The 18,460-nt window shown below is 58.0% G+C and carries 12 protein-coding genes; 8 read left to right on the forward strand and 4 right to left on the reverse strand.

Translation table 11 applies throughout. From position 1 onward, the window contains the following. The first annotated feature begins 162 nt into the window (after window positions 1-162). The 6 genes from AC56LW_RS14045 (at window position 163) to AC56LW_RS14070 (ending at window position 8,423) form a co-directional block, all read left to right on the forward strand. On the forward strand, window positions 163-957 hold the full coding sequence (locus AC56LW_RS14045) for a hypothetical protein (protein WP_499635247.1): 795 nt from the start codon (window positions 163-165) through the stop codon (window positions 955-957). A gap of 170 nt (window positions 958-1,127) precedes the next feature. After that, window positions 1,128-3,491 carry an EcoAI/FtnUII family type I restriction enzme subunit R gene (gene hsdR, locus AC56LW_RS14050; RefSeq protein WP_499635250.1) on the forward strand — a complete coding sequence of 788 codons (2,364 nt, stop codon included), beginning with the start codon at window positions 1,128-1,130 and terminating at the stop codon, window positions 3,489-3,491. Beyond that, a complete protein-coding gene (locus AC56LW_RS14055; RefSeq protein WP_499635253.1) occupies window positions 3,484-4,158 on the forward strand; it encodes a DUF6988 family protein in 675 nt (224 codons plus the stop codon). The genes hsdR and AC56LW_RS14055 overlap by 8 nt, the downstream gene beginning before the upstream one ends. Window positions 4,159-4,175: 17 nt before the next feature. Further along, entirely contained in the window at window positions 4,176-5,624 is a 1,449-nt protein-coding gene (locus tag AC56LW_RS14060) for a type I restriction-modification system subunit M (protein ID WP_499635256.1), read from the forward strand. Continuing rightward, window positions 5,621-7,330, forward strand: a complete 1,710-nt coding sequence (locus AC56LW_RS14065) for a restriction endonuclease subunit S (RefSeq protein WP_499635259.1) — start codon at window positions 5,621-5,623, stop codon at window positions 7,328-7,330. The genes AC56LW_RS14060 and AC56LW_RS14065 overlap by 4 nt, the downstream gene beginning before the upstream one ends. Before the next feature lie 10 nt (window positions 7,331-7,340). After that, the gene (locus AC56LW_RS14070) at window positions 7,341-8,423 is read left to right on the forward strand and encodes an endonuclease NucS domain-containing protein (protein ID WP_499635262.1); all 1,083 of its coding nucleotides are present in this window, start codon (window positions 7,341-7,343) and stop codon (window positions 8,421-8,423) included. 45 nt (window positions 8,424-8,468) lie between these two features. On the opposite strand, the gene AC56LW_RS14075 is transcribed toward AC56LW_RS14070, so the two are convergent. The 4 genes from AC56LW_RS14075 to AC56LW_RS14090 all read right to left on the reverse strand — a co-directional run bounded on the left by AC56LW_RS14075 (window position 8,469) and on the right by AC56LW_RS14090 (window position 15,780). Then, entirely contained in the window at window positions 8,469-10,103 is a 1,635-nt protein-coding gene (locus AC56LW_RS14075) for a nuclease-related domain-containing DEAD/DEAH box helicase (RefSeq protein WP_499635265.1), read from the reverse strand. A gap of 386 nt (window positions 10,104-10,489) precedes the next feature. Next, window positions 10,490-11,776, reverse strand: coding sequence for an McrC family protein (locus tag AC56LW_RS14080; RefSeq protein WP_499635268.1), 1,287 nt, complete (start codon window positions 11,774-11,776; stop codon window positions 10,490-10,492). Further along, on the reverse strand, window positions 11,776-14,070 hold the full coding sequence (locus tag AC56LW_RS14085) for a DUF8426 domain-containing protein (RefSeq protein ID WP_499635270.1): 2,295 nt from the start codon (window positions 14,068-14,070) through the stop codon (window positions 11,776-11,778). Before AC56LW_RS14085 ends, AC56LW_RS14080 begins: the two co-directional genes overlap by 1 nt. A 627-nt stretch (window positions 14,071-14,697) precedes the next feature. Continuing rightward, on the reverse strand, window positions 14,698-15,780 hold the full coding sequence (locus tag AC56LW_RS14090; RefSeq protein ID WP_499635273.1) for a helix-turn-helix transcriptional regulator: 1,083 nt from the start codon (window positions 15,778-15,780) through the stop codon (window positions 14,698-14,700). A 123-nt stretch (window positions 15,781-15,903) separates the two neighbouring features. Between AC56LW_RS14090 and AC56LW_RS14095 the strand changes: the two genes are divergently transcribed. Further along, the gene (locus AC56LW_RS14095) at window positions 15,904-16,953 is read left to right on the forward strand and encodes a hypothetical protein (RefSeq protein ID WP_499635276.1); all 1,050 of its coding nucleotides are present in this window, start codon (window positions 15,904-15,906) and stop codon (window positions 16,951-16,953) included. 66 nt (window positions 16,954-17,019) lie between these two features. Then, window positions 17,020-18,321 carry a hypothetical protein gene (locus AC56LW_RS14100; RefSeq protein WP_499635278.1) on the forward strand — a complete coding sequence of 434 codons (1,302 nt, stop codon included), beginning with the start codon at window positions 17,020-17,022 and terminating at the stop codon, window positions 18,319-18,321. The last annotated feature ends 139 nt before the right edge of the window (window positions 18,322-18,460 follow it).

Consider the following 18,460-nt stretch of genomic DNA (forward strand, 5'->3'; position numbering starts at 1 on the left):
GTTAAACAGCATTAGCGCGAGAATGTTGGCCTGAGCAGTAAATTTTCCGTTGCACGGGAGAAATTATAATGGCACCATCGCTGTGTCCTCCTTCTACTGCCTACCATGGTCTCTACTTCCCACGTCATCGATCTCGCCGCAATGCCACCGTCGGAGCGCCCGATGATCGCAATCTATCCCGACCAGGAAATCGTGGAACGGCGTGCGAGCGTATCGGACAATTTTCTGAACAGCCCTACGGCGCGCAGGCTTGGCCGAATCACCCGGCAAGTTATTTTGGGCCCGGTATTATCGATTCCGGTCGAACGTGGAATTGATGCGCTGACGAACAAAGTGGCAGGTCCCGGGATCTGGTACGGCACTCAGCGTGAACTGGACCGCGCCAAATTTGCACTACCCGGGCATCTCCAACTGCGCACGTTGTACGTTATGCATCCAAAGGACTCCTCGCGCTACTTCCCTGCCGCGACCTTTCACCGGATGGTCTTTGAACACAAGTTTGCAGAAGCGATACGTTTGCTAACCGCGCTCGGGGCTGCTCACATTCTTGTTGAACATGAGCAGGGCTGGTCTAGCGACACGGTAGGGAAAGTCCATACTCCGGTGCCAGAGATTGACGCAACGATCGACCTCGCCGCGAAAAAAAGTGCAGCAGCGAAGTCCAAGATCATGTTTGAGGCATTTTTGGTCGGTTCGGATTCGCCAACTGTACCGAACGACTTGGTGTGGTTCCCCGACGAGCCTATGTGGCAGGTGATCGCCGACGGACGTATGAAAGGAGCGATGAACAAGTTTATCTTGGACTTACGGTATAGCGACGATTTTGGCGTCAATTCCGACCTCGTTGCAAAGGTTGAAGGAACAAAGGTGGGCGTCGGCGGGAAATTTACCTCCCATGTTGAAACGATATGGAAGATCCACGCCGACTTCAACATGGTTGGGCCGAAAGAAGCTTGAGGCTCGAAGGCAATAAATTTAAATACTTTTCTTTTGGCGCGGTGCCAGACCGGGCAAGAATCTGGGCTTGCGCGATCAATTAATCGGGAACGAGCTATACAACCGGGAACGAGGTATTGGGCAGGCTGAGTAATTCCGTTATGATCTGGATACATTCCTGCGAGAAACCAATGTCCAAGAAAAGCCTCTCCGAGCGCGACATCTGCACCCAGTTCATCACCCCTGCAGTGCAGCGCGCCGGCTGGGACTTTTCGACGCAGGTCCGCGAAGAAGTGACTTTCACGGCTGGCCGCATCACCGTCCGCGGCAAGCTGCACAGCCGGGGCGCGAAAAAGCGTGCCGATTACCTCCTGTATTTCAAGCCCAATCTGCCCATCGCCGTTATCGAAGCGAAAGACAACGCACACGGACTCGGTGACGGCATGCAGCAGGGCCTGGGCTACGCCGAAACGCTCGATGTGCCATTTGTGTTTAGCAGCAACGGTGACGGCTTCCTTTTCCACGATCGTACCGGCCACGCGGCACAGGTCGAAACGACGCTCACGCTCGATCAATTCCCGGCGCCCGAAGAGCTCTGGCAGCGTTACTGCGTATGGAAGGGGCTCGTCACCCCGGAGAGCCGCGAAACAGTCGCAACGCCGTATCACGACGACGGCCGGGGCAGGGCGCCGCGCTATTACCAGGTCAATGCCATCAACCGCACCATTGAAGCGATCGCACGTGGCCAGCAGCGCATCCTGTTGGTCATGGCAACCGGCACCGGCAAGACCTATACCGCCTTCCAGATCATCTGGCGGCTGTGGCAATCGAAGGCCAAAAAACGCATTCTGTTCCTGGCTGACCGCAACATCCTCGTCGACCAGACGCGCACCAACGACTTCAAGCCGTTCGGCCCGGCGATGACCAAGATCGGCAAGCGGCAGATTGACAAGCATTTCGAAATCTACCTGTCGCTATACCAGGCGGTTACCGGCAGCGAGGAAGAACAGAACATCTACAAGCAGTTCTCTCCCGACTTTTTTGATCTCATCGTCATCGACGAGTGCCACCGAGGCAGTGCCGCGGAAGACTCCGCATGGCGCGACATCCTCAGTTATTTTTCCAGCGCCACCCACATCGGCCTCACCGCGACGCCCAAGGAAACCAAGGAAGTCTCCAACATCAACTACTTCGGCGAGCCGGTCTACACCTATTCGCTCAAGCAGGGCATCGATGACGGCTTTCTTGCCCCCTACAAGGTCATTCGCATCGACATCGACAGGGACCTGCAAGGCTGGCGTCCCGCCAAGGGGCAGGCGGACAAGCACGGCAACCTGATCGAAGACCGCATCTATAACCAGAAAGACTTCGACCGCACCCTGGTGCTCGAAAAGCGCACCGAACTGGTCGCCAGGAAGATTACCGAATTCCTCACCACCACCGATCCCTGGGCCAAGACCATCGTTTTTTGTGAAGACATCGACCACGCCGAGCGCATGCGCCAGGCCCTGGTCAACCTCAATCCGGAGCGCGTCAAGGAAAACCGCAAGTATGTCATGCGCATTACCGGCGACGAGCAGGAGGGCAAGGCCGAACTCGACAACTTCATCGATCCGGAAAGCCGCTACCCGGTCATTGCCACGACCAGCAAGCTGATGACGACAGGCGTCGACGCCCAGACCTGCAAACTCGTCGTGCTCGACCAGCGCATCCAGTCGATGACCGAGTTCAAGCAGATCATCGGCCGGGGCACGCGCATCAACGAGGAGTTCGGCAAGTTCTGGTTCTCGATCATGGACTTTAAAAAGGCGACCGAGCTCTTCGCGGATGTCAACTTCGACGGGCCGCCGGAGCAGGTGTACGAACCCACGGGCGATGAGCCGCCGGTGCCACCTGATGAACTTCCGGAAGACGATGCTGATCCTTCAGGACCGACTGGCCAGCCGGAGCCGCCTCTGCCGCCGGATAGCGAGGGCGAAAAGCGCATTAAATACGTGCTCGGCAGCGAAGTCGAGGTCTATGTCATCGCCGAGCGCGTCCAGTACTACGGCCCAGACGGCAAGCTGATTACCGAATCGCTCAAGGACTACACTCGCCGCGCGGTGCGCAAGGAATACGCCTCGCTCGACGATTTCCTGCGCCGCTGGAGCGGTGCCGATCGCAAGAAGGCCGTCGTTGAAGAACTGGAAGCCCATGGCGTCATCCTCGACGCCCTGGCCGACGAGGTGGCGAAGAAGCAGGGGCGCGAATTTGACCCGTTCGACCTCGTCTGCCACGTCGCCTTCGACCGCCCCGCGCTGACGCGCAAAGAACGGGCCGAACAGGTCAGGAAACGCGATGCCTTCGCAAAGTACGGCGAGAAGGCACGGGCAGTGCTGGAGGCGCTGGTCGAGAAATACGCCGACTCTGGTATCGATACGATCGAGGACATCAAGGTGTTGACCCTCGACCCGTTCAGCCGCCTGGGCACGGCGCCGGAGCTGATCCAGTCGTTTGGCGGGAAACCTGCGTATTTGACCGCAATCCGGGAGCTGGAAGCGCAGCTGTATGGTTGATCGAGAAAAACAGCCATTGCGGGACATGCCGGAACAGGACTTCGCGACATTCTTGGAAAGGAACGGCCACTTTCATCAGCGGGTTGCCGGACACCTGGCTCAACTGGTCCCGTACCCCACGCAACGTTTTGACCTTGCCCTGAAGTCGGCATTGCTCTCAGCGGAGCACGGCACGGCGGCTTTCATTCTCATCTCTGGCGGATTGTATGCTCCGGGCTACACGCTGTTACGTCCCCAGTTCGAAACCCTGGTGCGCGGCATCTGGCTCATGTATGCCGCCAGCGAGACTTGGATCGAGAAGCTTGGTCGGCCTTTGACCACCGAAACGGCAGAAGCGGCAAAAGACGCGCTCATGCTTGCCGACATGCTGAAAGGGCTGAGATCCTCCGCGTCTGCACCACATGGTTTGCTTGACCAGCTTGTGGCCTGCAAGGACATGATTTGGAAGGCACTCAACAGCTATAATCACGGTGGTTTCCACCCACTGGCGCGGTTCCAGACTGGTTATCCCAGACAGCTTTCCTACGACGTGTTGCGTAATTCGAATGCCATGCTGGCGCTCGCCTCACAACTCGCCGCGATCGTCACCGGCGACCAGCGAAATATGGTCCCGGTTCGCACTCTGCACACTGACTTTGCAGATTGCCTCCCCATCATCAGTCAATAGATTCGAGCACCTGCTTTATGTCGATTAGCACCACCATCAAATCCATTCAGGACATCATGCGCAAGGACACCGGCGTCGACGGCGACGCCCAGCGCATCGGCCAGTTAGTCTGGATGTTTTTCCTCAAGATTTACGATGACAAGGAAACCGAGTACGAGCTTTTCGATGACCACTACAAGTCGCCGATTCCCATTCACCTGCGCTGGCGTAACTGGGCGGCGAATACCGAAGGCATGACCGGCGACGAGCTGCTCGACTTCGTCAACATCCAGCTGTTCCCGACGCTGAAGAACCTGCAAATCAAGGGTGACGACAAGCGCGGCTTCGTGATTCGCGGCGTGTTCGAGGACGCCTATAACTACATGAAGTCCGGGCACCTGATGCGTCAGGTCATCAACAAGATCGTCGGCGGCATCGACTTCAACAAGGCCCAGGACCGCCACCTGTTCGGCGACCTCTACGAGCAGATCCTGCGCGACCTGCAAAACGCCGGCAATGCGGGCGAGTACTACACTCCGCGCCCGGTCACCCAGTTCATGGTCAACATGACCGCGCCGGAGCTCGGCGAAAAGATCTTGGATCCGGCCTGCGGCACGGGCGGCTTTTTGACCTGCGCCATCGAATACGTGCGCAAGCAGCACGTCAAGACTGTTGAGCAGGAGCAACAGCTGCAGGCTTCCATCTTCGGTGTCGAGAAGAAGCCGCTGCCGCACTTGCTCTGCACGACCAACATGATCCTGCACGGGATCGATGTGCCGACGAACGTACGGCATGACAACACGCTGGCGCGCCCGCTGCGCGATTACACGCAGCGTGACCGCGTCGACGTCATTCTCACCAATCCGCCTTTCGGCGGCATGGAAGAGGACGGCATCGAGAACAACTTCCCGGCCAGCTTCCGCACCCGTGAAACCGCTGACCTGTTCCTAGTGTTGATCATGCATCTGCTGAAGGACGGCGGTCGTGCTGCCGTCGTGCTGCCGGACGGCACGTTGTTCGGCGACGGCATCAAAATGCGCATCAAGGAACAACTCCTTGAGACCTGCAATCTGCATACGGTCGTTCGCCTGCCGAACGGTGTGTTCAGCCCTTACACCGGCATCAAGACCAACTTGTTGTTCTTTGCTAAGGGCACGCCAACGCAGGATGTGTGGTTTTACGAGCATCCGTATCCAGCGGGGTACAAGAACTATTCGAAGACCAGGCCGATGCGCATTGAGGAATTCGCGGCTGAGAAGGCATGGTGGGGTGACCGGGTCGAAAATGAGTTTGCATGGAAGGTTAGTGTCGATGACATCAAGGCGCGAAACTACAACCTCGATATCAAGAACCCGCATAGTCCAAATCAGGAAAACCACGACCCTGCCGAGCTGCTCGTGGAGTACGCGCAATTACTAGCGCGTATAGACAAGACACAGCTTGAACTTAAGGCTGTTCTCGATGCAGCACTGGAGGACAAGGCGTGAGCGTAGTACTGAGCGAACACTTGCCACTACTTTCCACCGCGACAGGTGGTATTAAGAAACTGCGGGAACTGATTCTGGAGTTGGCAGTACGTGGCAAATTGGTGCCTCAAGACTTCGACGACGAGCCGGCGGAAGAAATACTCCAGCGGATTGCGCAAGACCGTGCTTTGTATGAGGTACAGGGAATCTGCAAGAAATCGAAACCTGTGCCTGCTATCGATGAGAGCGAACTACCCTTCAATGTACCGGCCAATTGGCGATGGATTCGTTTTTCCCAGCTTGATCCTGAATTTCAGAACGGCGAATCTAGCCGCGGCGCGGTTTCAGGAACTGAAACTGTAGTCTTGCGTTTGGCCGATGTCTCGAACGGCAAAATTTCATTGGCTAATACACGTTCGGTCATCCTTCCGGACGGTTCCATTGATAAGTACCAGCTTTTAAAAAACGATATTTTGTTAGTTCGCGTAAACGGTAGCGCGGATATTGTTGGGCGTCTTATTTTTAACGATGAGAACTTGGCCGCAATTTATTGCGATCATTTCATTAGGATTCGGATAAAGGAGGCCTCCGTCGCCCATCGGTTCCTTCGACTGATCGGCGACGCGCCACTGATTCGGCGGCAGATCGAAAGCGCATTTGTCACTACCGCCGGACAAAAGACTGTCAATCAGGGGCATGTTAGTAATCTTCGAATTCCGCTCCCTCCTATCGCCGAACAACATCGTATCGTCGCTAAAGTCGATGAACTGATGGCCCTGTGCAACCGGTTGGAAGCGGAGCAGGCCGGCGCTGAGTCCGCGCAGGCCAAGCTCGTCGAGACCTTGCTTGGCACGCTTATACAGAGCACCGACGCTGCGGAGTTCGCGGCAAACTGGCACCGTCTCGCCGAACACTTCAACACCCTGTTCACTACTGAATCAAGCCTCGATGCCCTTCAGCAAACCATCTTGCAACTGGCAGTCTTGGGCAAGCTGGTGCCACAAGATCCAAACGACGAGCCGGGAAGTGAACTGTGTAAGGACATTGCGAAGGTAAAAGAGCGCTTAACAAAAGAAGAAAGTTTAAGGACAACCGCCGAGGCAGGAATTTCGCCCGGGGAGCATTACGTTGATCTGCCAAGCGGGTGGTGCTTCGAACGTCTAGGAAACGTTGCAAAATTCATTGATTATCGCGGCAAGACCCCAAACAAGATCGAAGCCGGCGTTCCGCTTATCACGGCCAAAAACGTCCGGTTTGGTTTTATTAGTCGTGAACCGTACGAATTCATGTCGGAGAACGAATATGCCGAGTGGATGACGCGAGGGTTTCCTAGAGTCGGCGATATTCTGTTCACGACTGAAGCACCACTTGGAAACGTTGCAGTTGTCGATATTGAAGAGAAATTCGCACTAGCGCAGCGGGTAATCTGTTTCCAGTTTCACGAACCAAAGATTGCTGGCTATTTACGGTTTGCGTTAATGTCTAAGGTGGTACGCAGAAAAATTGAAGCGGAAGCAACTGGCATGACGGCAGCCGGCATCAAGGCATCACGACTGAAGGAAATACCTGTTCCGATCCCACCGCTGGCTGAGCAATATCGCATTGTTGCCAGAGTTGAAGAATTGATGGTCCTTTGTGAACGACTTAAAGCTGACATCGCGGAGTCGCGTCGGCGTCAAGAGCGGCTAGCCTCAACTTTGATCGAATCAGCACTTAGAGCCGCCTGAGGACACCGCCATGGCCATCCGCACCGCACTCTGGAAAGTCTCCACCCAGCCCCAAGCCTTAGTTGAAGCCCAGTTACCGACCGAGAAGCTGCTCGAAGACATGATCGTCGCCGCACCCAAGGTGCTGTCCGACGAGTGGATGCTGATCGGCCGCCAGGAGAGCACAGGCGTCGGCGGCATCATCGACCTGCTCGCCATCGCACCCGACGGTGCGCTGGTGCTCATCGAGCTCAAGCGCGACCGCACGCCGCGCGATGTCGTCGCCCAGGCCCTCGACTACGCAGGCTGGGTGGAAAAGCTCAAGCCCGAACAGATCGATGCGATCTACAGCCGCTTTGCTCCCGGCAAGAACCTCGCCGCCGAGTTCCAGAAGGCGTTTGGCATGCCGCTCTACGACGACACGCTGAACCAGAGCCACCAGATCGTCATCGTCTCGTCCTCGCTCGACCCAAGCACCGAACGGATCGTCGCCTACCTGGCCGAGCGCGACATCCCGATCAATGTGCTGTGCTTCCAGATCTTCAGTAACGGCAGCGAGCAATTCCTCAGCCGCGCGTGGTTGCTTGACCCGGTCCACACGCAAACCACGGTCCGTCCCGCCGGCCCGAACGACCCCTGGAACGGCGAGTTCTACCAGTCGTTCGGCCATGGCCCCGAGCGGTCGTGGGAGGAGGCGGTCGAGTATGGCTTCATCTGCGCCGGTGGCGGTCGCTGGTACAGCAACACGCTGCAGTTGCTTGCCCCCGGCGATCGGGTATGGGCCAAGGTGCCGGGATCGGGCTTTGTCGGCGTCGGCCGCGTCGTGGGAGCGGTCCAGTCGGCCCGCGAGTTTGCGGTGCCTACCGAGTCGGGCGAGAAGCCGTTTCTGGAGGTCGCGACAGCCAGGTACCACCGCGAGTTCCTGGACGATCCGGACCGCTGCGAGTACTTCGTGCCCGTGCAATGGTTGCAGACGGTACCCGTTACACAGGCGATCCAGGAGGTTGGCATGTTCGGCAACCAGAACTCCGTCTGCAAGCCAACCACGCCGAAATGGCGGACTACGGTGGAAAGGCTGAAAGAACGCTTCCCAGGATTCGACGAGAACCTGTAAGTCCGGCCCGGCCAGGACAATTGCAGTAGAGCGGTGGGTTTGTACTTAGTTGACGTCCCCCAGCGCCGCCGTCAGGCAGCGCTCGGCGGCACTCGACAACACCAGCTCGACGGCCATCTGCGCCCGGGTCAGGGCAACAAACAGCCTGCGGCGCGCCAAGTCGTCGAGCTCGCAAAAATCGAACTCGGTCACCACAACGGCCGGCGCGCTCTGGCCTTTGTAGCGGTACACGGATTCCAGTAGCAGCTCACCCTTGCTCCAGCGCGGCTCGCCGCTGCGGTCATATTCGCCGGTGAAACGGCGCGTTAGGTGGGGGCCGATCACCACACGGTTCAGCAATGCCGACCTTTCTCGGCCCCGTCCACTGACGACGGCGATATCCGCCAGCGCAAAGCCGCGTGCGAGGAGCGAGGCCACGGCTGTTTCCGTGCCGGCCAGGAGTTCTTCGTCATTGTCGTAGGTGCGGATGCCCGGCATCTCGCCCTGGTACGGGTTCAGGCTGCGGATCGGCGGGCGCACCAGCGAGAATCCATTGATCAGGTCGCAGATCGCGCGCGGGCTGCGGAAGTTGTCGCTGCAGTCAATCGTGACGGCATCGCCCAGGTCGAACCCTTCGTGCTGGTACAACCGCTGGGACTCGTCTTCCAGCACGAACAGCCGGCCGCCCGGCTTCAAGCGGTTACACAGGCTTTCCACCCAGCGGGCGTCGAAATCTTGCGCCTCGTCGATGACGAGCAGGTCCAGCGTCGGGATGAAGCTGGCGCTGGCTTCAAGGTAAGCGTCGGCCATCCTCTGGAAGGCGCGCGGCGTGAAGTCGGGCTCGCGGTGTTCGCGCCGGTAATGGTCGACGCAGAGTTCGTGGTAGTTCACGACCTGCGCCTTCGGCGAGGCCAGCCGGCGCACGTGGTCCGACAGTGTCCGGTTGTAGCAGACATAAGCGCCCTGCAGTCCGTCGGCGGTTGCGCTGTCGAGCAGTTGCAGGGCGAGCTGGGTCTTGCCGGAACCGGCGGTTGCCTGGATACGGAAGATGCCCGAAGGCGACCCGATGCGCGGCACCCAAGTCGCCAAGCCGTCGGATAAGCGCCGCACTGTGCCTTGCAACTGGTCGCGCATCACCTCGAGGGCCGGCGTGACTTGGAACTGATTGAGCAACAGCCGCCGCAGCGCGGCTCGGTCCACCTGGCTGTGCACGGGAGCCAGCCACTCGCGGACAGTCGTCACCATCTCCCCATAGCGTGTGGCATCGATGATCCGGTCGCGCGGGATTGACACGACCTGGCTGTCGGCCAAGTCATAGTCCGGCAGGACCAGGCAACACAGCATCGGGGTGTCGAGCCGGGCCTCATACAGCCTGTTCTGCATGGCGACGCGCTGCAGGCGCCCCTGGCGCGCCACGTCGCACTCGCCGTCGCCGTACAGCTTGAACACTTCGCCGTCGCGCAGGATAACCGGACCGGCTTTCACCTCCATCAGCAGCAGAGAACCTCCAGGGGACAGCACGACGATGTCGATCTCACCATAGCTGTCCCGCCCGCCCCGAATCGTGTGCAACGCAATGTTGTGAAAGATCTCGAAACCTGCGGGCAGGTAGTCGCGCAGACGCTCCAATACTTCCAGCTCGCGGTAACGCCCGGCATCCATGCGCAGGGGAGGGAGGAGATTCGGAGAGATGAGGGCCATGGTCTTGGAAGGGTCGACGAGATTGCCTATTATCAACAATGTTCGGTAACTTGCACAGCAGTTGGTATACCGCTGAGACGAGACGGTGGCGTCATCTCCACAACAGGCGGCGTCTCGTCGTCCGTCATGCTGTGCTGCCTGCGCCGGGAATGCCTACGTTTCAGATAGTGGGACAGTAATAATACTCAGGATGCATAATAATTTATGCTGGAACAGTTGGCTGACGTGGACCTATGCGTTCTCCTTGACTGCTAACTACAACAATGGATATCGCCGGTGACTCGAACTACCCGAAGCGAAGCATCTCGATGAATCCGTGTCAACTGCCTCCTTCCACATCTGGAGAAAAAGCTGACCGCTGCCGACGGCAGTAATGTTTGCCGCCCTCACGGCGCCAGCACCCTGCGCAGCCGTTCGGCAAGGCCAGCTGGAGTAGAGATATCAACAGAAACCGTTTCGAGTCTCCTGTCTGATCTGGTGATGCGATGCGTTGCCTGCATGCCGTCAAATTCGCTCAGCCCTGCGTGATGGGGATACAAAAGCGTCAACCGTGAACAGTCATACAAGCTGCCGTAAGCCATCATCTGGTAGACATCCGACTGCGAAACCCCTCGTTTCTTGTCGTCGAGTTGCGGAGCAATTCGCTTCCACTTCGTATCAATTACTTGCACTACCTTGTCACCATTCTTTATCAGAATGTCGGGTTTTGTCTGGAAGAGGCCTCCGCTATCGCCTTCGAGGCAATAGATTTTTCCACCTTGCCGCACCACGTTCAAATGGCTGCCGGAGAGTACACGCGTCACCATTCGCCCGACGTATTCTTCGAATAGGGTGTTCATCTCGAACAGCAGCGAAAAGCCGGTCCCTTCTCCGGACGAGGTTGTTTGGAATCGTTCGCCCAGCAGCAGCTTCGCCATGTTCAATAATTCGCGCCAGCGTGCGTTGGTGCGATCGAGAACGACGTCGGACCATCTCAGTGCTAGTACCGGCAAGGTTGCGATATCAGCGAATGCAAGTGACAGATCCCTGAGACGAGACAGGTTTGCAGTCGAACGGGTGAGTCTCGCTAGGCGCACGACGGCAGCCTTCATGATGCGGTTTAGCGCGATGTCGGTTGACAGTCCGTCGTAGCGGCAAGCCAGCCGCGAAGGATCAACAGCAAACTTAGTGAACTGCCGCACCACGTCAAGTCGTCCGCGTAGCGACGGCAAGTCTTCCTCGTGGCCGACATAGCGACGTGGCATGCCTTGGCGCAAGGCATCGACCAGCTTTTCGGAAAAAATCCGAATGAGGATCTCGAGCAAAGTTTCATTCTGCCAATCGAGTTGCGTGACTTGGCCGACGTCGATCTTGATATCGATAGCCAACGCGAGCATGTGGACGAGCCGTCGCCTGGTTTGCGCAATACTGTCGGCGCCGCCGCTATCTTTCGCATCGATCTTTGGCAAAATTTCGAGTGAACATCCCTCGGCCACGAGCACTCCAACAATCCCGCGCGCGCGAAGGGCGTTGCGGCCGTGCTCCAAGACACCTCCACCGCCACGGCCCACCAATGGAGACGCGGCGGCTACCTTCGCAAGCCGGTCAGCGAAGTGCGAGGGAATGACGCCCAAGTTCGCTGGATCGTCGCCGTAGCCGATGGATTCCCATTCAAGGATGGTCCGGCGCATCATCACTTTACAAGTTTCGAGAAGTCGAATTTTTCCTGCACACTCCATCGGAAGCGAATAGGCGCTTCATCCTCGCCCCCCATGCCAGGAGGGGATGCTAATCTCTCTCTCCGGAGAAACCCGCCCAAATGGTCGTGCTCGCCGTCCTTCGCATCGCCGAGCACGGCGGCCACTTTATTCCAGTCTTCGTAAAAATACTCGGCAAGAAGCGGGATGACCTTGTGGCGCATGACCTCTTCGATATCTTGGCGCGACTGGCAGCTGATGAAATATGCGTGGCCAACCTGGTGTTCCCGGTCGAAAAGAAATTCAATTCGCTCGTTCAGAGTCTCTAGCAGGTTTACTAGGTCGACACCGTCAACCTTGTTGAGCAGGGATGGTTGCGGCATCAGCTCGCGAAACTTAAAGCGCCGCCGTAATGCCGTATCAAGGAGAGCAATCGAACGGTCGGCAGTATTCATTGTGCCGATGATATGCAAGTTGCGTGGCACGCCAAAGGACGATCCGCCGGAATACGGGAGCTGAACCCTGATTTCATTAGTTTCGCCAAGACGCTTGTCGGGCTCCAGCAGCGTGATTAGCTCACCGAACACCTTCGAAATATTGGCGCGATTGATCTCGTCTATCACCAGCACATAAGGTCTGGCAGCGGCGGCGAGCTGCTGCACGGTTTCACCAAAGACTATTTCTTCTAGGCGGTCCCAGTCGACAATGTCGTGATTCAGGCGGTAAATAGCGTGCTGCCGGAAAATATTTTTGTAAAAGATATCACGCCGGACGCCAGCAGCATCTTGCCATAGCCACTCGACTTTCCGGCGATGCGGGTGGTACGTAGCTGTGGCATCATAATAATATTGGCCAGTCACCTTGCCGAACGCACGGATGGCATCCCTACCATCCGAGAGCACGATATAGTCTCCTATTTGCATGTCATTGCGCAGCGAGAAGATCATTTCGATGTTGGCGTCCTTACCAGTTGCGCCAGAATCCTTCTTCTCGTTCCACTCGCGCTTGATCGCGTCGAAATTGTCGAAGCTTTCGGGAGACCAGTCGATATCTCCACCCCAGCCCAGATGGACGAGGTTGTTGTTGAGCCCGTCGGCAATGCGTTCCTCATCCTGTCCCCTGCGACCGAGAGACACCCTGAAGATCCGACGTTGGCGGTCGAGTCCAGCGTTCTCACTCGCACCGCCTCTGTCGAGCCGCGCACGCTCGCAAATGCGCTTGAAGATGCCATCTTCGCAGCGCAGACGAAACCCACCCGTAGATGAATCCCGTGTTTCATCCATTAGCTCCAGTGAACTGTCCGCCATTTCCGTCGTCGGCCGCAATCCTTCCACGAAGTCTTCGTAGGAGTACGACTGGTGGAAGGTAATGAAGTCGATACGGCCTGCTGCAACGAGTTCGCGATATGCCAGCATCAGCGCTTCCCGCTGGTCGGGCATTAGAAGTTGCGCTGCCTGCGCCTCCCCGAGACACAGCCGCACCGCTTCGGCTGCCGAGGCATACGTCTTGCCGGTGCCCGGCGGGCCATACAGGATCAGGTTGCTGGCGGCCGTCGAATTCTGGGGCATGGGAATCGCCTGCTTTTCAAAGTGATAGGTAAACGTCGTGGTGGAGCTGCCCTGTGGGCCACTCCGCTGGACTGTCGAAAGATTGCACTGGTTGAGGAACATCTTTCCCGTTAGTGCTTGGTCGACATTCGGAAAGTTTTTCGACAGGCCCAAGTCGTTGTGAATTTTGCTTGCGAGGATTGTTACGCTCGATTCACCCCGTTCCCGCGCTGGCAGGATGTAACGCGATAACGCGTGGGCTCGGATTTTATCTGCGTTGGCCATCTGCCCTTGCTCTGCGTTGGCATACCATGCAATCAGGCCCTGCAGTGACTGTGGGGACGGGACCAGCACTGACATCTGTTTGCCGGGCTCGAGATTGCTGCCTTTTGTTTGTAAGGCACTGCTCTGGAACTGAGTATCGTTCAGTTGGCCATTGAATTTCGAGGCAGCGGACGGCCAATCAAGGTTCACACCAGTGGGGGCGCGTTCAAATACCAGCTTGACCTGTACGGCATAATTGCGCGAATGGGTATCGTTGACCTCGACAGCGAAATTTCGGCCCGTTGGAGTTTTGAAAATGATCGCCTTTGTCGTCCGTTCCGCGGAACTGACACGAATCAATTCGCCCCGCTGGACCATTTCCTCGACAAGGTTCAGTGCTTCTCTACTATCCAAAATGGTCTCTGCGCTTTCTATTCCGTTAAAAAAAACTGAAGTGTCTACCTGAAATTGATCGCACATTTTAAATGATAGAAGACTGAACGATGCGGAACTGCGCTACTTGGCTGACGTGCTGAGACGTTGTGGAGTAAGCGATCACGCGGCGGTTAGGCTCAGGCATCTTCGGCATCGATGACTTCGGTTGCCGGAAGCGATTTCTTCAGCAGCCGCAAGGCGTGGATCTGCTTGTCATTCAAGCTCTTTGCGATCATGTCTGACTGCTTGGCCGGCTCACGCAGCGCCCGAGCGAGGTGGTCCCAGCGGCGCACCTCGATGCCACGTGCCTGATACAGCTCACGTGATAGGACGAGCTAAAGGCCATGTATATGTTCACTGACGGCATGTACAAAGGCGAGGCTGACGTCGTCGGACAGGTAACTGTGCATGACGGAATTGTGACGTTTAACGAAACTTGGCACGATCCAGAAGATCAAACTGGCAAGTGGGACATGTACTTTGAGTTCTCCGAATCAGATCATATATACACGGTTAGCTACGACGAGCCTATCATTTGCCGTTAGTCGCTGATCTGAACTGACCATTCCTGAACGTACTTAGCACCGTCGTGGCCAGGCTCTATCCCCTTAAACAGCATCTTCGACAAATTCAGCCGTCGCCGGGACTGGACAAGGCGGCTTAGCCGTTCCGTTAGTCGCCCTGCTGTAACGCGAGCGCTTTAGCTAAGAAGGCGCACAACTCCTGTTTGAGATCGTCCGGCCCCAGCACCTTGACTTCACGGGCCATGCTTTGCAACATGCGACGCAGCGTCGAGGTGTTGTTCACGGTGGCCATCAATTCCCGCTGTCCTGCCTTGTTGAGGAAGATGGTCTGATCGTCGGACAACGGCATCTCTTCCAGCGTGCGCGCGAATACGTCCGCGTCCTCGCCGCCGACGAAGCGAATGTGCAGGGTGATGATCCCCCTCGACCACATTGCCAGCGCGCCGCCCGCGAGCGCCTCGTCCAATGTGGGCACAGTGACGTTGCGCGCGACCGGATCGCCCAGTGCCACTTCCTGCATACGGTGCAGGTGAAAACTCTTGACCGTCATCGCTGATGGATTCAGCGTGACCTCGGCCCGATCGATAGCCAATAGACGCAATGTACGATCATGGATTACGAGGCCGACTGGATACACGCGATGAATCTTGTTCACCTCGGACTTGGCCGCGCGATAGACGAGACTCAGCATCAGGTTCTTCATCAAAGCGTCGTTAACGGTCTGCAGATGCGCCGGAACCACCTTGCCAAGTGCCATCGACTGGCCGTCCGGCAGGCGGCGAATCTTGTCCTGGTAAGCGACGGCTTGCCGATGCGCGTCGGTCAGGTGCAGATGCCGTTGTTTTCTTTCGATTGTCGCAACCTGCTCGTCCAGCGCCTGGCGAGCGTCGCGCGGCAGGAACGGCCCCAGTTCCTGACGGGCGAAGCTGGCCACCAAAGCGTCGAAGGCCGTTATGGATTTGAATAGCGGGATCTTGCTGTCCGCGGTCGTGAACCATTCGTTGATCCTTCCGTCGCTCGCACTGGGACGGGACTCTACCTCAAGGCCGAACCGTCGCCGCCACGGACCTTGCGGGTCAGCGAGGTCCCGCAGGTCGCGTTCGAACGTGCGTCTATCCACCTCAAAGGTGTCTCCCAGCCTGGTCATGAGCTGGTCGACGGTCGCCCCTTGTCCGGTACCGTGGTCGGGCAGGAGCGGTAACAGGTCGATGATTGCCAGCCTGCGGGCCAACTGTCGTTCGGTGGAATCTCTGGGCATAGTTTTCGACGTATTTTGTCGCTAATCCGTCGCACTATATCGGTACCGGTCCCGGGCGACAAGCCGCCGGGATCGGATACTCGAAAGGAGAACGCATTGAAGCAGACGACAATTACGCAGACAACAAGTGCAGCATATCTGCTGCGCGAACTAACGGAGCTGGGCAATCTGGTGTTCGGCATGTTTGCCGGGCCGCAGGTGACCGTTCGACACTGGCCAGTGTATTACCGCGTGTACGTCGAAGTCGACGGGCTTTGCCGTGAAGTCAACCGGCTGGCCGGGCATCTGGCACGTGGATTTATCGACCCCGGCGGTACGGTTGACGCGGACCGGATCGCGGACGCGAACGCGTGCTTCGCCCGCGTCAATGGACACGTGCGCACGATGACGGTGCTACTTGCGGAGGTCGTGCACGACCGGCTCGTCATCCCCGGCAACCCGGCGCTGGTGCAAATCGTGGACCGCCATTTTGCGCCAGAGAGCGACTGGTACCGCGGCATGCAGGCGCACTACCAGTCGGGATGCATCGCGCCGGATGGGCGCACGCTGGCGCGCACCGTTCTGCCGCTCGATCCGCATCCGGCCCAGTGGCGTGGGGACGAGGCACCCGTCGAACTGCAGCAGTTCGAGCTGGCGCCGGAATACGCGCGCACGCTAAATGGGCGAACGATCCGCCAAGTGCAGATGGCCTTGAACCAGGTGTACGCCGCACTCGGCGGGTGTTTCGTTCAGCGGTGCACTTCGGTAAGCGCCTTGCTGCATCCGCGTTCGACGCCCGGCCCCGCGTCCATGTGTTTTTTCTACAGCGAGAGAACACTGCGCGAGGTGCACGAGCTAGTCGGGGATCTGCCGGGTGGTCTAGCTGTGTACGTCAGCCGCGACCACACGTTCGCGACAATCGGCACGCGCGGGGTCCGGCCGGCGGACGGGAGCCCCGGGCTGATTATCCACGTGAGCGTCGACATCACGGAAGACGATCCTGCAAAGCGACCGCTACGCTTCATTCCCGCGCAACCGTGTCATAACGGTGAATACACGGCGGCCAGTGCGGACGAACTCAAGGCCCTCCTCTTCCGCGCATTAATCGACGCAGGCCTCGTACCCCTGGCCGCCAGGTTCGATGACGAACGCTGGCGTTATTTCTGACCGACACACGCGTTTGACCGTATCGCTATAATCCGATTGCCGTTTCCTCAAAGAAAGTTTTATTATATGAACAGAAATGCATTCATCGCGTCTTCAGACGTCGTCGCATTCACGGACTGGCTGGCTAAAAACTACCGTAGCCTGGCGATCCGGCTCGACATCAAACCGTCACGCTTTGTCCTGGGCGGCATCCGTACCGACGTAGCCGGGCTGGACTTGCTGCAGTATTACCAATGGCGTACGAAGGGCAGCAAAACGGGCAGCTGGCAGGAAACGCGCGATCACCTGCACGAGCTGGGCGATGCGTTGAAGCGGGCGATTGCCGGTCGCAACGATGACGAGGTGCTGGACGCCTGCCGCGGGATCCTTACTTGGGGCGGCAACCGTAACGATGCGAAAGGCGCTATGCCGTTTCTGAAGTCGTTGCATGCGGAAGGAAAACTGGCGGAATACCTGGACGCATCAAGGCGCGTATTCGCGCTCGACGCCGCCGTCATCGACGCCAGCAGGCCGCAGGCAGCGAAAATGAACTCGATGCTGACCAAGGTCCACGCGCTGGCCTCGCACGACGGACTGCCGATTTACGATTCGCGGGTCGCGGCGGCGATCGCTGCGCTCGTCGAGTTGTGGCGCCGCTTGGAGGATAAGACAGCAGAACCGCTGCCATCCAAACTGGCCTTTCCTGCGATACCGTCGGACCGCTCCGTGCACAGCCTGTTCGCTGATGCGCAGAGCTCGGGCGTGCTGTCGTACGCGCCCGCCGCAGCCGCGACGACGGCCGCCGGATGGTGCGGCGCAAAGGTCCGGCTTGGCTGGCTGATGGCCGCGGTGTTAGAGAAGGCGCCCGGGCTTTTCGCGGGCGAGGTGGCGGAGGACCGCATGCATGCGTTCGAAGCGAGCCTGTTCATGATCGGCTACGACGTCGGCTGCCTGAAGGAGAACGCGCCAGGTGCTGGCATAGGCGAGCGGCAGCGCATGCACATCCAGCGGGCGGGCGCAGCACGGCTCAGGCGCGATCATGCGGGCCTGCCGCACACAGCGATCAGCACGCTGAACGGCACGACACCAAACATTAGCTACGGGGGCGACATGCACATTGGGTTCTCAGGCGTCTGGAGCAAGACGCCGTTTACCTTCGACAGCGACTTCCTGCAGGATCTGCTGAACGATTTTCCCGCAGGCGAGGAGGCTGGTCTTGGTGCCAACATAACCGGCGATGTTGAGCCAGATACGCTTGGTTACTGGATCAATCAACACTACCCGGCCAGGCCGCGTAGGCTGGCGTCCGTGCTTGCGCCGATTCTGGTCGCTGAAGGCTGCGCGGAAATCATCGCTGGCGAGTACCCGATCCGCCTGCGTTTTTTTTGACGGCGGTCAAGCGGCCAGAATTGGCCCAGGCTGTGTAAAAACGTAGCGTCGTGTAAACGGACGTCGTCCGGTAAACGTTAAGCCAGTATCTCATCAAGACGGATGCAAAATGAAGCGCTTTATTGAAGGCGAGGATCGT

This window comes from Telluria sp. LT2P80, from assembly GCF_059685955.1.

Coding starts and splice junctions, on each gene's coding strand:
- AC56LW_RS14060 (WP_499635256.1), top strand. CDS start 4,176: ATGTCGATTAGCACCACCATCAAATCCATTCAGGACATCATGCGCAAG.
- AC56LW_RS14080 (WP_499635268.1), bottom strand. CDS start 11,776: ATGATGCGCCGGACCATCCTTGAATGGGAATCCATCGGCTACGGCGAC.
- AC56LW_RS14055 (WP_499635253.1), top strand. CDS start 3,484: ATGGTTGATCGAGAAAAACAGCCATTGCGGGACATGCCGGAACAGGAC.
- AC56LW_RS14085 (WP_499635270.1), bottom strand. CDS start 14,070: ATGTGCGATCAATTTCAGGTAGACACTTCAGTTTTTTTTAACGGAATA.
- AC56LW_RS14045 (WP_499635247.1), top strand. CDS start 163: ATGATCGCAATCTATCCCGACCAGGAAATCGTGGAACGGCGTGCGAGC.
- AC56LW_RS14075 (WP_499635265.1), bottom strand. CDS start 10,103: ATGGCCCTCATCTCTCCGAATCTCCTCCCTCCCCTGCGCATGGATGCC.
- AC56LW_RS14070 (WP_499635262.1), top strand. CDS start 7,341: ATGGCCATCCGCACCGCACTCTGGAAAGTCTCCACCCAGCCCCAAGCC.
- AC56LW_RS14100 (WP_499635278.1), top strand. CDS start 17,020: ATGAACAGAAATGCATTCATCGCGTCTTCAGACGTCGTCGCATTCACG.
- hsdR (WP_499635250.1), top strand. CDS start 1,128: ATGTCCAAGAAAAGCCTCTCCGAGCGCGACATCTGCACCCAGTTCATC.